This window comes from Campylobacter vulpis (assembly GCF_014217995.1).
Taxonomy (GTDB): Bacteria; Campylobacterota; Campylobacteria; order Campylobacterales; family Campylobacteraceae; genus Campylobacter_D; species Campylobacter_D vulpis.
In genome coordinates, this window is the sequence record NZ_CP041617.1 from 1,219,873 (window position 1) to 1,233,470 (window position 13,598).

Here is a 13,598-nt window from a genome sequence, read left to right on the forward strand (position 1 = left end):
CAATGGAAAATAATCTAGCTTACAGCGTTTATTCAGAGTCGCAAGTGGGGATAGAATCCCCACAAAGATTAGTTGAGATGCTTTATGAGGGAATTTTACGCTTTTGTGCCAGAGCCAAACACGCTATAAGAAATGAAGACATCGAGCAAAGGGTGTATTTCATCAAACGCGTAACGGCGATTTTCATAGAACTGACAAATAATTTAGACTATGAAAAGGGTGGCGAGGTCGCCTTTTACCTAGCGGGACTTTACACAAGGGAAATTCAGCTTTTATCCTTAGCAAATTTAGAAAATAGTGAAGAAAAAATCGATGAAGTCATTAATGTAACTAAAGGACTTTTAGAAGCGTGGAGAGAAGTGCATAGCAATGAAAATCAATGAGTGGATAAAGGAATTTAAACTCGCTCTTATAGAAGAAGATGCCGATAAGATAGAAGCCTTATCTTCTACGCTTGATTTGAAAGCTATGGTTGAGAATTTAGACGATGATGAAAGCTTAAAAGAGAATTTAAACACCCTGCTTTCTCAACTAGAAGCCCTTTTAAAAGAAGCAACTAAGCTCATTGGAGCTAAAAAAGACTATCAAGCCACAGAATTACAAAAATTTCAAAAGGCTCTTCATTACATCAAAGCATAGCGATAAGCCGAGTTCTGTCGTGAATGCTCATTTATCTAGTTTTGTTTTTACAAACAAAATCAAGCGAAGGGTTAAAATAAAGACGATAACCACCCCTTCTTGCTGCACATTGGGTTTACATAGCCGACTTTGTTACCAAAATCGCTGGTAGGCTCTTACCCTGCCGTTTCACCTTTTCCGCTTTTGCGGTAGTTTGCTTTCTGTTGCACTATCCCTTAGATCACTCTAGCCATCTGTTAGATGGAATGCTTGTCTTTTGCAGCTCGGACTTTCCTCTTCTTGCGAAGCGAGCATTTACTATGCTTTGAAATGTGAATTTTAATCAATTAATCTTAATGCAAAAACAAATTTACTTTTTTTATTTTATAATTTTTAACTTTTTAAAGGAGTTTTAATGCTAAGAAAATTAAAAAATAAAAAAAGTGTTTTTTTTAAAAAACTTCGTGATGCGCTTGAGCTTGATAAAATTCAAAAAAATTTAGAACTTATAGAAAGAAGGCAATTTTTACACCTTTTTACGCAAAGTATGCAAAATGCTACCAAAAAAGACTTCAAGGCAAATCATTTTGTGCTATTTGACTACTCTCATCATACGCATTTAGGCTATCATAATTTGGGTGATTTTATCCAAACTATCGCCACAAAAACAGCCATTAAAAAGAATTTTTCTAAGGTGGAATTTGAATATTCCAGCAGTGAAAGCCTGATGTTTAAGCAAGGTGGAGGCATAGTTATTATGCAAGGCTATTTCTCTCTTAGTAATAATTTTCTCCCGCCACCTAGCCTTTTATGTGTTTTCATCGGCACACATTTTAACCCTAGTGCGATGAATTTTATACAATTTTTTAACGCACATTTTCCACATTATTTCAAAAATAAAGACTTAGGATGTAGGGATAATTTTACTTTGGAATTTTGTCAAAAAATGGGCTTTAATGCCTATCTTTCAAGATGCTTAACCTTAACTTTAGATAAGAGAGAAAAAAGCGAAACGCAAAGTGTGATTTTTTTAGTCAATGTTGATGAGGATTTAATGCCTTTTATCCCTCAAAATTTACGCGAAAACGCTGAATTTATCAATCAAAAATCCATTAAAATAGAAGATGAGCCAAACTATACTCAAGAGCATTTTTTTGAAAAAACGCAAAATTTACTTAAGCGTTACAAAAACGAAGCCAAACTCATCATCACCACAGGACTTCACATCGCCTCACCTTGCACGGCTATGGGAATTCCTGTAATTTTAATCGCACAAAATGAAGAACAACTTAACCGCTTTTCAGCCCTAAAGGGCATTATCCCCATTTATACTAAAAAAGATTTGGAGCAAAATGCGGTTGATTTTTCTCCTAAAGTGCCAAATATCGAAGATTTAAAAGAGGCTATGCTAGAAAATGTCAAGCTAAGCATTGATAAAGAACGAGGCAAGGAGATAGATACTCAAAAGCTCAAAAAATTACGCGAATTTATAGCAACTTATAAAACAAGTCGTTTTCATTAAGTTTTAAAAGAATTTTAGCTAAAATACGCTTTTTAATTTAACAAAAGGAAAAATGATGGCAACTTACGCAATGGGTGATTTAAAAAAAGGACTTAAGATAGAAATTGACGGCGTTCCGTTTAAGATAGTGGAGTATCAGCATGTAAAACCGGGTAAAGGACCTGCTTTTGTCCGCGTGAAAATCAAATCTTTCATAGATGGCAAGGTTTTGGAAAAAACTATCCACGCAGGAGATAAATGCGAAGCTCCAAATTTAGAACAAAAAACGATGCAATATCTTTATGATGATGGCGAAAATTGTCAATTTATGGATACGCAAAGTTATGAGCAAGTGGCAATTAGTGATGATGATGTGGGCGAGGCGAAAAAATGGCTACTTGATGGTATGATGGTCGAGGTGCTTTTTCATAACGGCAAAGCCATAGGCGTGGAAGTGCCTCAAGTAGTTGAGCTTAAAATCATCGAAACTGCCCCAAATTTCAAGGGCGACACGCAAGGCTCAAACAAAAAACCCGCTACACTTGAAACAGGTGCTGTGGTGCAAATCCCTTTTCACGTGCTTGAGGGTGAGGTCATTAGAGTAGATACAACAAGGGGCGAATATATAGAAAAAGCAAATAAATAATGATAAAAATCATCGGTGCAAGAGAAAATAATCTCAAAAATGTCAATCTTAACATACCTAAAAATAAGCTCATCGTTTTCACAGGCTTAAGCGGTAGCGGTAAATCAACTCTCGCCTTTGGCACACTTTATGCCGAGGGGCAACGCCGCTACATCGAAAGCTTAAGTGCTTATGCAAGGCAGTTTTTAGATAAGGTAGGCAAACCAGAGGTCGATAAAATCGAGGGCTTAACCCCAGCCATAGCCATTGACCAAAAAACAACTTCTAAAAATCCACGCTCCACGGTGGGAACGATAACAGAAATTTATGATTATTTACGCTTACTTTATGCAAGGGTTGGCGTGCAGCATTGCCATCAATGTGGAGAAAAAATCTCCTCAATGAGTGCGGCGGATATTGTCAGCGAAATTTTAAAACTTCCAAAGGGTGCTAAAATCATCATTTACGCTCCTTTAGTGCGTGATAAAAAGGGAACTTACACAGATTTGCTAGAAAATTTGCGTAATAAAGGCTATATAAGAGCACAAATTGACGGGGTTTTGGTGCGGCTTGATGAGGACATTGAATTAGCTAAAACAAAAAAGCATACTATAAAACTTGTCATTGACCGCATTGAAGTGCAAGAAAACCTCCTCGCACGCCTTGCAAGTGATGTGGAAAAAGGCTTGGAAGAGAGCTTTGGGGAAATTGAACTTGAGGTTTTAAACGCAGAAGAGCTTGGACTTTCAAAACATTATCATTATAGTGAGCATTGTGCGTGTTTTGCTTGTAAAATTTCCTTCACTCCACTTGAGCCTTTAAGCTTTTCTTTTAACTCCCCAAAGGGTGCTTGTGAGGCTTGTGATGGACTAGGAATCCGCTATACCTTAGATATGAAAAAAATCATCGATGAGACTCTAAGCCTTGAAAATGGGGCAATTAAAACGATGTATGGCTTTAATAAAAGCTATTATTATAAATTTCTCATCGCCTTTTGTGAGCAAAATCAAATCCCTATCAAAATCCCTTTTAGTGAGCTAAGTGAAGAGCAAAAAAGACTAATTTTATACGGCAACGCAAAGCAAATTGACTTTTTTTGGAAAAGAAATCGCCTTAAACGCACTTTTGAGGGCGTGGTAAAAATCGCTTATGATATGCTTAAAGATGAAAAAGATTTAAATGATTATATGAGTGAGAAAATTTGCAAGGATTGCGGTGGGCATAGATTAAAAGCACAAAATTTAGCCGTCAAGGTCGCAAATAAGGGCTTAGGGGAAATTTTAGATATGAGTGTGGAAGATAGCACGGCATTTTTTTCTAAAGAAGCAAATTTTAGCTATTTAAACGCACAGGAAAAACTCATCGCAAAGCCTATTTTAAAGGAGATTAATGAAAGATTATTTTTTCTTTATGATGTGGGACTTGGCTATCTTAGCTTGGGGCGTGATGCAAGGAGCATTAGCGGAGGCGAAGCTCAAAGGATACGCATCGCCTCTCAAATAGGCAGTGGCTTAAGTGGAGTGATGTATGTGCTTGATGAGCCTAGTATAGGGCTGCACGAAAGAGATACGCAAAAACTCATCAAAACGCTAAGGAATTTACAAGAAAAAGGCAATACCCTCATCGTTGTCGAACACGATAAAATGACAATTGAAGAGGCGGATTTCATCGTAGATATAGGTCCTAGAGCGGGGAAGTTCGGCGGGGAGGTCGTTTTTGCTGGGACTTATAAAGAATTGCTAAAAAGCAAAAGTGAAACCGCCCTTTATATGAGTGGAAAAAAGCAAATTTCACATTCTTTAAACCGCCCACAAAATCAATGGCTTAAACTCAAAAATGTCAATATCAATAATATCAAAAATTTAAATGCCAACTTCCCTTTACAAAATTTAGTCGCTATCACAGGCGTTTCTGGCTCTGGTAAAAGCTCTTTAATCCTTCAAACTCTTTTACCTTTCGCACAAGAAGCTCTTAATCACGCCAAAAAGGTTAAAAAGCTTGGAGGCGTTGAGATTGAGGGGCTTGAGCTTTTAGATAAAGTCATTTATCTTGACCAAAGTCCCATAGGTCGCACTCCTCGTTCAAACCCTGCTACTTACACAGGTGCAATGGACGAGATAAGAAATCTTTTCGCCGCCACAAAAGAAGCTAAGATGAGAGGCTATAAAGCGGGGCGTTTTTCTTTTAATGTCAAAGGAGGACGTTGTGAAAAGTGCGGTGGGGACGGAGAAATTAAGATAGAAATGCACTTTTTACCCGATGTAATGGTCATTTGTGATACTTGCAAGGGCAAAAGATATAACGAAGCAACCTTAGAAATAAAATATAAGGGTAAAAATATTAGCGAAATTCTAAATATGAGCATTTTAGAGGCGAGTGAATTTTTTACCTCTGTGCCTAAAATTAAGCAAAAACTAGACACTCTCGTAAAAGTGGGACTTGACTATCTTACCCTTGGACAAAATGCTACGACTTTAAGCGGAGGTGAAGCTCAAAGAATCAAACTCGCCAAAGAACTGAGTCGTAGCGATACAGGTAAAACGCTTTACATACTTGATGAGCCTACCACAGGACTTCATTTTGATGATGTAAATAAGCTAATTAACGTTTTGCAACACTTAGTCGAGCTTAGAAATTCTGTTTTAGTGATAGAGCATAATTTAGACGTGATTAAAAATGCCGACTATATCATCGATATGGGACCTGAAGGTGGGATAAAGGGCGGAAAAATTATAGCAGAAGGCAATGTCGCCACTCTAGCTAAAGCTCACAAAAAAAGCTATACGGGGCATTATCTTAATCTGGAGTTAAAAAAACGAAAATGAAAGCCTATTTAATAGACGCAGAAAATGTCAGTCCGCACAATTTTTTCAAAAATTACAAAGTTAAAAAAGAAGAAAAAAATATTTTTTATATCGTAGGAAATTCGCACTTACACTTCAATACGCGTTGTTTAAAAATTCTTAGCAAAACAAAATATGAAATTTTTACTTTCGACCATCCTAGTAAAGATTATGCGGATAAAATCATACTTACCCTACTTGGAATTTTAGCCACAAAAAAGAAAATTACAGATATTTACATCATCAGCAATGATAAAATTTTTGAAAATCTTGAGTATATGTATGAATTTTTTGGGAAAGAAATTCACCTTATCCATATTCAAAAAGAAGAGCCTTTTTTTCTTAAACACGAAAAAGACATCATAAAACTTCTAGAAAAGGCGAAAACAAAAAGTGAATTTCACACTCTTTTACAAAAAACATATCAAAAAGCCGCCACAAATATTTATCGCTTTATCAAAATGAATCGCTCAGAACTTTTAAAAACCTTAGAAAATGCTTGATTTTTTTTATAGTCATCTAAGCTATCTTGGGCTTTTCATCGTCTCTTTTCTCTCCTCTACGCTTTTACCCTTAGCGAGTGAGGCTTTTGTTTTAGCCTTTATCAAATTTGACTTTAACCCTACCATCACTCTTTTTATAGCCACCTTAGCCAACACGCTAGGAAGTCTTAGCACTTATGCTCTAGCCTATTTCAGCAAAGAAAAAATTCTACAAAAATACTTCGCCTCTTCTTTAAAAAAACTAGAAAATTATACGCTCAATTTTCGTAAATTTGGCAGCATCTTTGCATTTTTAAGTTTCTTACCCTTAGTGGGAGACCTTTTTGCTTTAGGACTTGGCTTCGCAAAATATCCTATACTAAAAACTGCTTTTTTTATCGCTTTAGGTAAATTTTCTCGCTATTTTTTCTTAGTTTTCATCACTTTTTAAAATTTTAAAAAAGTTTTCAAGTCTATTTATTTAAACAAATAAAACTTTGACTTTCTTGTTTTAAATTGGAAATGGTATTTTGTTTAGAATAGTGAAGGTGATAAGAATAAATTTATATACTTTTTTAAACTTGTTGTTTAATACTTTTAAAAATTTTGCTAACACTCATCAACATATAAATTTCCATTATGCTAATTATGGCACAATCAACAAATTAAAATGAGAGAACATACTATGGCTTATAAAAAGTAATTTTTAACTTTGTAAATAAGAGTTATATTTTGAAAATGATAAGACGATGTCAAGTTAAAAAAACAAAGCTTGTTTATAAAATAAAGACGAATATTTTAAGCTTTCCAAAATTTACAACAATGAATTTTAATCTTTTCCTATAATTTTCTACCACAGCTTTTAGCCTTTTATGATGGTTTAGATAGGACGGCTTTTTATGATGGCAAGGATTTTGATAATATGTATATGACGAGCTTTTTACAAGCTTTAATCGATAAATTTGATAATGCTTTGGCAGTGGAGATTAATGGTGGCTGGTGTGAGATAGATTTTAAGAAAGATTTGGAGATAGAATTTGTAACTCTATAATTAAACTACTAAATTTAATTCTATAAACCTTACTTAAAATATTGCAAAAACACCAAAGAAAAATAAAAAGAATAGATTACCCTCAACATCTTATCCAAATCTTTATGGTGGGCCTAACAAGACTTGAACTTGTGACCTCACCCTTATCAGGGGTGCACTCTAACCAGCTGAGCTATAGGCCCTTTATAATGGTGGAGAATAGCGGGATCGAACCGCTGACCTCCTGCGTGCAAAGCAGGCGCTCTCCCAGCTGAGCTAATTCCCCAAAATTAGCTTATCAATCTTTAAAATCTAAACAAGGACAATTGAATAAGTTAGCTTTGTGAGAAAGCTACTTTTATACTCTATCCTAACGAAAGGATAAAGTTGTACTCTAGAAAGGAGGTGATCCAACCGCAGGTTCTCCTACGGTTACCTTGTTACGACTTCACCCCAGTCGCTGATTCCACTGTGGGGGATAACTAGTTTAGTATTTCCACTTCGAGTGAAATCAACTCCCATGGTGTGACGGGCGGTGAGTACAAGACCCGGGAACGTATTCACCGCAACATGGCTGATTTGCGATTACTAGCGATTCCGGCTTCATGCTCTCGAGTTGCAGAGAACAATCCGAACTGGGACATATTTTATAGATTTGCTCCACCTCGCGGTATTGCGTCTCATTGTATATGCCATTGTAGCACGTGTGTCGCCCTAGGCGTAAGGGCCATGATGACTTGACGTCGTCCCCACCTTCCTCCTCCTTACGAAGGCAGTCTCCTTAGAGTGCTCGACCGAATCGTTAGCAACTAAGGACGAGGGTTGCGCTCGTTGCGGGACTTAACCCAACATCTCACGACACGAGCTGACGACAGCCGTGCAGCACCTGTCTCAACATTCTAGCAAGCTAGCACTTCCGTATCTCTACAGAATTTGTTGGATATCAAGCCTAGGTAAGGTTCTTCGCGTATCTTCGAATTAAACCACATGCTCCACCGCTTGTGCGGGTCCCCGTCTATTCCTTTGAGTTTTAATCTTGCGACCGTACTCCCCAGGCGGTATGCTTAATGCGTTAGCTGCATTACTGAGATGACTAGCACCCCAACAACTAGCATACATCGTTTAGGGCGTGGACTACCAGGGTATCTAATCCTGTTTGCTCCCCACGCTTTCGCGCCTTAGCGTCAGTTGAGTTCCAGCAGATCGCCTTCGCAATGGGTATTCTTGGTGATATCTACGGATTTTACCCCTACACCACCAATTCCATCTGCCTCTCCCTCACTCTAGACTATCAGTTTCCCAAGCAGTTTAATGGTTAAGCCATTAGATTTCACAAGAGACTTGATAATCCGCCTACGCGCCCTTTACGCCCAGTGATTCCGAGTAACGCTTGCACCCTCCGTATTACCGCGGCTGCTGGCACGGAGTTAGCCGGTGCTTATTCCTTTGGTACCGTCAAAATTCTTCCCAAAGAAAAGGAGTTTACGCTCCGAAAAGTGTCATCCTCCACGCGGCGTTGCTGCGTCAGGGTTTCCCCCATTGCGCAATATTCCCTACTGCTGCCTCCCGTAGGAGTCTGGACCGTGTCTCAGTTCCAGTGTGACTGATCATCCTCTCAGACCAGTTAAGCGTCATAGCCTTGGTAAGCCTTTACCTTACCAACTAGCTGATACTATATAGTCTCATCCTACACCGAAAAACTTTCCCTATCTAACTTATGTTAAATAGGAGTATGGGGTATTAGCACTCATTTCTAAGTGTTGTCCCCCAGTGTAGGGCAGATTAACTATACCTTACTCACCCGTGCGCCACTAATCCACTTCTAGCAAGCTAAAAGCTTCATCGTTCGACTTGCATGTATTAGGCACGCCGCCAGCGTTCACTCTGAGCCAGGATCAAACTCTCCATATTAATTTCTTTAATATAGGCAAAGCCTCATTAAGAGAAGTAAGACTAAAGATAAGATTGTCCTAAAACAATCATCTATGCTTAAGGTTTGCCCTTAGTATCTTTAGTTTAATCATATGAAGTTTTAATCTAAAACTTTTAATGTTTATTTCACTTTATTTATAAAGTGTGGCTCAATCGTCACTTATTTAGATTTCAAAGATTGACTATAAGATTTGAATAACAATATTGATGTTAAAGAACAGAACTTTTTAGGTTTTTAATAAGGCTTAAAGCTGAGATTAAAAACAAAAAGAAATGAAATTATAGTAAAGAAAGCTTAAGGGGAGGTTAAAGTAAAGCAAAAAATAAAATTTTTTATACTTTTTGACTTAAAAATTCCTCCAATAAATCTTTTTTAATTTTTAAATTCTCTCTAAAAAACTCTAGCCATTTTGCAAAGGCAACCATAATATGAAGTAAAAATTCTTTTTCATCGATAATATTTTTCTTATAAACCTCAGCAATCAAATCTCCTCTTTTAATGACACAATGTCCTAATTTTCCGTCTTGAAGCAAATGATTACTAATGAGAATGGTGTTGAAATTTCTTATATTTAAATCCACTTTTTGTAAAAATTCTAAAGGCAAGTCTTTACCAGAATTTAAAATGCTAATAAGAGCATTTTGCAATGTTAAAGCCTCCACATCTATCTCTTCACAAGCCTTAACATTTTCTTTAGCAAAAAGGATAAATTTATCAAAAAGCTTTTGAGTTTTATTAGTAGTTAAGGTTTTAGGTGGCTCAAAGTGAGGTTTTAAATCTGTGGCTAATTTTTCACAACACTCTCTAAAGTTTAACTCCACAGCATTATGTATCCTAGCACCCGTTTGAGAGACATTATAAAAAGTAGCTAGATGGGCGTGATTGGCAATAAAGCCTTCTAAATAAATACGGTAAATATTCCACACAGGGTGAGTTAGCACCTTACCACCAAAGCCCTCCACCTCAAAATAATCCTCATAAAAATCCGCCTCAACTCGCACTCCAAGGCTAAAGCCATCGGCGTGCGAGTTTCCTTCTTTTGAAAGAGCTAAATCCTGCCCTAGCATAATGACATTTTCAAAGCCAAGCGCCATAGTAATGCAATACGCATAATAAGAAACAAAAAGCCCCGGTTTTATATAACCAAAATCATCTAAAAAATTAAGCTTTACATTTGGGTCTTCGGGGTCAAGTATCACGCATAGATTACGCTCTTTAAGAAATTCTACCACCTCAAAAGCTGAAAGAGAAGAGCAAATAAACATCGTCTTTTCTTTAATGTCTGTTTCAAAAAATTTCAATGCAACGCTTTCATAGTCATTGTTTATCACATAATCGGGAGTAATGCCATTTTCACAAAGCACAGAATAAGCACCATCGACACAAAAAATGACAAAATTCTCCTCGTATTTTTTAAGTAAAGCTAAATTTGCACCAAGCGATGGTCCAGCAGAAACAACAATAGCATTTTTAAAGCTCTTTTTTCTTTGCGAAAGCAGTCTTTGAAAGGGTGGATTATAAAGCATAGTTTTGACATTGAAAAGAAAATTTTTATAGGTTTTAAAAATAGCCTCAGGTGTGCTTACACCCTTAGAATTTAAAACATTATTAATCACTTTACGGCAAAGTAAATCAGCATTTATCATTTGCTGATGAAAAAACTTTTCATAATAGTGATTTTGTATAAAAAGTCCATAAAGGGAGTGAAGTTCTAAAATTAAAGGATTATTAAAATAAAAAGAAAGCTCAAATTCCGCAAAAGGATCTTCGCTATCTAGCACATGAATCCCACCCAATTTTAGTTCCTCACTCAAATCTACCTTACTTAAGGCTAAAATTAATAATTCCGAATTCCCCTCAAGCACGAAAATATGTTGATAATGCACCCCACAAAGCTTTTTCAAAAGCAAAGCATTTCCTATACCATAGATGAAAATAAAAGGATAACGCCTCGTTTGCGATAATATAGCATTTTCCACATAAGCAATTTCTTCGTCCATATTTTCATACATCAAAATTTGATTTTGTTTATCAAAAATATTTAAATTTTCATCAATGCTAAAACGCTTACCCCCCCCCCCCCCCCCGTTAATAAAGACTAAAAGCTTATTTTTAAGCTTATCATTTCTTAAGGCATTTAAATTTTTACTTAAAATTTCATTCATTTTCATATACTTTTATAATCTTATCAAAAGCCCAAAGTTTCCTAGCCTCACTAGCACTTTGTGGCTGAGCAATGAGCATTTCTTCTTCCCCACCAAGCCTATCTTTCATCTCGCCAAAAGCATCGATAAAAAAGCTATCTCCATAAAATTTCCACTCCTCGCTATGCTTGGCGCTGCCTATGCGATTCACTCTTAAAATGCTAGTTTGATTTAAAAAAGCTCTTGTTTTTAAAAGCTCTTCCCATCTTTTTTGACTACCAAAAGTGCAAGCACTAGGCACAATGACAAGGTCAATTTTTTTGGCACGAATTTCTTGCCAAAATAAATCAAAATGTGTCTCAAAGCCAAAAAGTAAGGCACATTTTAATTTCTCATAAGTAAAGCTAAAAAGCTTGATTTTATCGGTTTTATTGATGAAAAATTTCGCCTCATTCCAGTGTGTGTAGGGCATTAAAATTTGCTGCTCATAGCTTTTAACCGCACTAGGAGAAACCTTAAGACAAACCTTTTGATAGCCTTTTGACTCAACACTTACAAGGGGAGCAATGATTTCAAGCTCATATTTTTTAGCTAAATTTTCAAGACTCTTTTTTTTTGCTTCGCTTTGCTCTTTAATCATTGATTTAGGCATCGTTAAAAGTTCTGCAAAAAAGCTATTAAGAACATATTCTCCTAAAACAACCAAATTTGCTCCACTTTCTTTAGCTTCTTTTAAATAATAATCAAGCCTTGATTCACTCAAAGAAAGGGTAGGAAACTGCAAGGCGGCGATTTTACTCATCGACTTTCTCCACCTCTAATTTTGCTTTTTCAAGCTCAAGCCTTGCTTTTTCTATGCTTTGAAGTCCCATTTTATAAATTTTTACACTCTCTTCCAAGCTTAATTCTTCCTCGTTAAGCTTAGTTAAGGCTTCATTTGCCTTTTTCAAATTTGCTTCGAAATTCACGAATTAACCTTATAATTTGGTGCTTCGTGCGTAATCGTTACATCATGCACGTGGCTTTCTTTAAGCCCTGCACTTGTAATCTCCACAAATTCCGCCCTCGCTCTAAAATCCAAAAGATCCTTAGCACCCACATAGCCCATAGATGAGCGAAGTCCGCCTAAAAGCTGATGAATCACACCCTTAAGACTTCCCACATAAGGCACACGCCCCTCAATGCCCTCAGGCACGAGTTTATCTTGTGCTGTTCCTTGCTGAAAATATCTATCCGAACTACCCTTTTGCATAGCTCCCAAAGAACCCATACCACGGTAAGCCTTATATTGTCTTCCTTGATAGGTAAAAAGCTCTCCCGGACTTTCATCTGTGCCAGCAAGGAGTGAACCTATCATCACAGAGCTTGCTCCTGCGGCAAGGGCTTTTGCTATATCGCCTGAATATTTTATCCCCCCATCGGCTATCACAGGGACACCAAATTTATCCGCCTCCAAAGCACACTCATCAATGGCTGAAATTTGCGGCACACCCACACCTGAAACAATACGCGTGGTGCAAATACTACCCGGTCCAATGCCGACTTTAACAGCATCTGCTCCCACCTCGCATAAAGCCCTTGTCGCTCCTGCTGTGGCGACATTTCCTGCTATGATTTCAAGCTTAGGATATTTAGCCTTAATAGCCTTTACACTTTCTATAATGCCCTTAGAGTGTCCGTGTGCCGAATCAAGCACAACAACATCAACATCGGCTTCCACTAAAGCATCAACTCTTTCCATTTGATTCACCCCTATGGCTGCACCCACTCTTAAACGACCAAAGCTATCTTTATTTGCGTCAGGATATTCTTTACGCTTTTTTAAATCTTTTATAGTAATAAGCCCTACAAGGCGGTTATTCTCATCAACTATGGGAAGTTTTTCGACCTTATTAGTGCTAAAAATTTTCTCCGCATCATCTAAAGTGCAGCCTTTTGGAGCGGTAATGAGGGGGGCTTTTGTCATTACATTTTCAACCTTGTTATTAAAATTACTTTCAAATCTTAAATCGCGATTTGTTAAAATCCCTAGCAATTTTCTCTCCTCATCAACCACAGGAACGCCTGAAATTCTATATTCTGCCATTAATTCTAAAGCTTCATAAGCACTGGCATTTGGGGCGATAAATATAGGATCGATAATGACTCCACTTTCGCTTTTTTTCACCCTCTTAACTTCCCTTACCTGGGCTTTAATATCCATATTTTTATGGATAATGCCAAGTCCTCCAAGCCTAGCCATCATAATAGCGGCTCTATGCTCGGTTACCGTATCCATAGCTGCGGAGATTAAAGGCATATTAAGACTAATGTTTTTCGTTAATCTGGTATGAATTTGCACCTCTTTAGGCAAAATCTCAGAATAGCAAGGTCTTAACAAAACATCTTCAAAGGTCAAAGCGCGTCCAACTATCCTCATACT

General features: G+C 37.1%; 11 protein-coding genes, 2 tRNA genes, 1 rRNA gene, 1 other RNA gene and 1 pseudogene. 8 read left to right on the plus strand and 8 right to left on the minus strand.

Annotation, left to right across the window (positions count from 1 at the left end; all coding sequences use genetic code 11):
- The first annotated feature begins 2 nt into the window (after positions 1-2).
- Both fliS and CVULP_RS06270 read left to right on the plus strand, forming a co-directional pair.
- Positions 3-383: a flagellar export chaperone FliS gene (fliS, locus tag CVULP_RS06265; protein ID WP_099506961.1), complete on the plus strand. Its 381-nt coding sequence runs from the start codon at positions 3-5 to the stop codon at positions 381-383.
- Entirely contained in the window at positions 376-639 is a 264-nt protein-coding gene (locus CVULP_RS06270) for a hypothetical protein (RefSeq protein ID WP_308216807.1), read from the plus strand. Before fliS ends, CVULP_RS06270 begins: the two co-directional genes overlap by 8 nt.
- Here the strand turns inward: CVULP_RS06270 and rnpB are convergent.
- An RNA gene (gene rnpB, locus CVULP_RS06275) (RNase P RNA component class A) lies at positions 627-945 on the minus strand. The genes CVULP_RS06270 and rnpB overlap by 13 nt on opposite strands.
- 88 nt (positions 946-1,033) lie before the next feature.
- On the opposite strand from rnpB, the gene CVULP_RS06280 reads away from it, so the two are divergent.
- The 6 genes and pseudogenes from CVULP_RS06280 to CVULP_RS06305 form a co-directional block, all read left to right on the plus strand.
- Positions 1,034-2,140, plus strand: a complete 1,107-nt coding sequence (locus CVULP_RS06280; RefSeq protein WP_099506963.1) for a polysaccharide pyruvyl transferase family protein — start codon at positions 1,034-1,036, stop codon at positions 2,138-2,140.
- A gap of 55 nt (positions 2,141-2,195) precedes the next feature.
- Positions 2,196-2,765, plus strand: coding sequence for an elongation factor P (gene efp, locus CVULP_RS06285; protein ID WP_099460807.1), 570 nt, complete (start codon positions 2,196-2,198; stop codon positions 2,763-2,765).
- Positions 2,765-5,569 carry an excinuclease ABC subunit UvrA gene (gene uvrA / locus CVULP_RS06290; RefSeq protein WP_099506964.1) on the plus strand — a complete coding sequence of 935 codons (2,805 nt, stop codon included), beginning with the start codon at positions 2,765-2,767 and terminating at the stop codon, positions 5,567-5,569. Before efp ends, uvrA begins: the two co-directional genes overlap by 1 nt.
- Positions 5,566-6,090, plus strand: coding sequence for a PIN domain-containing protein (locus CVULP_RS06295; RefSeq protein ID WP_099460809.1), 525 nt, complete (start codon positions 5,566-5,568; stop codon positions 6,088-6,090). Before uvrA ends, CVULP_RS06295 begins: the two co-directional genes overlap by 4 nt.
- Positions 6,083-6,520: a YqaA family protein gene (locus CVULP_RS06300; protein ID WP_099460810.1), complete on the plus strand. Its 438-nt coding sequence runs from the start codon at positions 6,083-6,085 to the stop codon at positions 6,518-6,520. Before CVULP_RS06295 ends, CVULP_RS06300 begins: the two co-directional genes overlap by 8 nt.
- 384 nt (positions 6,521-6,904) lie before the next feature.
- Positions 6,905-7,120, plus strand: a pseudogene (locus CVULP_RS06305) (sugar nucleotidyltransferase); the annotation flags it as partial.
- A 105-nt stretch (positions 7,121-7,225) separates the two neighbouring features.
- Here the strand turns inward: CVULP_RS06305 and CVULP_RS06310 are convergent.
- From CVULP_RS06310 to guaB, 7 genes are all read right to left on the minus strand, one after another.
- Positions 7,226-7,302: transfer RNA gene (locus CVULP_RS06310), tRNA-Ile, on the minus strand.
- 7 nt (positions 7,303-7,309) lie between these two features.
- Positions 7,310-7,385 (minus strand) — tRNA-Ala (locus tag CVULP_RS06315).
- Positions 7,386-7,497: 112 nt separating this feature from the next.
- Positions 7,498-9,010, minus strand: a 16S ribosomal RNA gene (locus CVULP_RS06320).
- A 354-nt stretch (positions 9,011-9,364) separates the two neighbouring features.
- Positions 9,365-11,197 (minus strand): motility associated factor glycosyltransferase family protein, encoded by a 1,833-nt coding sequence (locus tag CVULP_RS06325; protein ID WP_265575619.1) that lies wholly within the window; start codon positions 11,195-11,197, stop codon positions 9,365-9,367.
- On the minus strand, positions 11,190-11,978 hold the full coding sequence (locus CVULP_RS06330) for a carbon-nitrogen hydrolase family protein (RefSeq protein WP_099461832.1): 789 nt from the start codon (positions 11,976-11,978) through the stop codon (positions 11,190-11,192). The genes CVULP_RS06325 and CVULP_RS06330 overlap by 8 nt, the downstream gene beginning before the upstream one ends.
- Positions 11,971-12,144, minus strand: a complete 174-nt coding sequence (xseB, locus tag CVULP_RS06335; protein WP_099461834.1) for an exodeoxyribonuclease VII small subunit — start codon at positions 12,142-12,144, stop codon at positions 11,971-11,973. The genes CVULP_RS06330 and xseB overlap by 8 nt, the downstream gene beginning before the upstream one ends.
- Entirely contained in the window at positions 12,141-13,595 is a 1,455-nt protein-coding gene (gene guaB / locus CVULP_RS06340) for an IMP dehydrogenase (protein WP_099507764.1), read from the minus strand. Before guaB ends, xseB begins: the two co-directional genes overlap by 4 nt.
- Positions 13,596-13,598 lie beyond the last annotated feature (3 nt).

What these genes read in the sequence shown, in the direction of transcription:
- fliS (WP_099506961.1), top strand. Translation starts at nt 3, where the DNA reads ATGGAAAATAATCTAGCTTACAGCGTTTATTCAGAGTCGCAAGTGGGG.
- CVULP_RS06330 (WP_099461832.1), bottom strand. Translation starts at nt 11,978, where the DNA reads ATGAGTAAAATCGCCGCCTTGCAGTTTCCTACCCTTTCTTTGAGTGAA.
- efp (WP_099460807.1), top strand. Translation starts at nt 2,196, where the DNA reads ATGGCAACTTACGCAATGGGTGATTTAAAAAAAGGACTTAAGATAGAA.
- guaB (WP_099507764.1), bottom strand. Translation starts at nt 13,595, where the DNA reads ATGAGGATAGTTGGACGCGCTTTGACCTTTGAAGATGTTTTGTTAAGA.
- CVULP_RS06295 (WP_099460809.1), top strand. Translation starts at nt 5,566, where the DNA reads ATGAAAGCCTATTTAATAGACGCAGAAAATGTCAGTCCGCACAATTTT.
- CVULP_RS06280 (WP_099506963.1), top strand. Translation starts at nt 1,034, where the DNA reads ATGCTAAGAAAATTAAAAAATAAAAAAAGTGTTTTTTTTAAAAAACTT.
- uvrA (WP_099506964.1), top strand. Translation starts at nt 2,765, where the DNA reads ATGATAAAAATCATCGGTGCAAGAGAAAATAATCTCAAAAATGTCAAT.
- CVULP_RS06325 (WP_265575619.1), bottom strand. Translation starts at nt 11,197, where the DNA reads ATGAATGAAATTTTAAGTAAAAATTTAAATGCCTTAAGAAATGATAAG.
- CVULP_RS06300 (WP_099460810.1), top strand. Translation starts at nt 6,083, where the DNA reads ATGCTTGATTTTTTTTATAGTCATCTAAGCTATCTTGGGCTTTTCATC.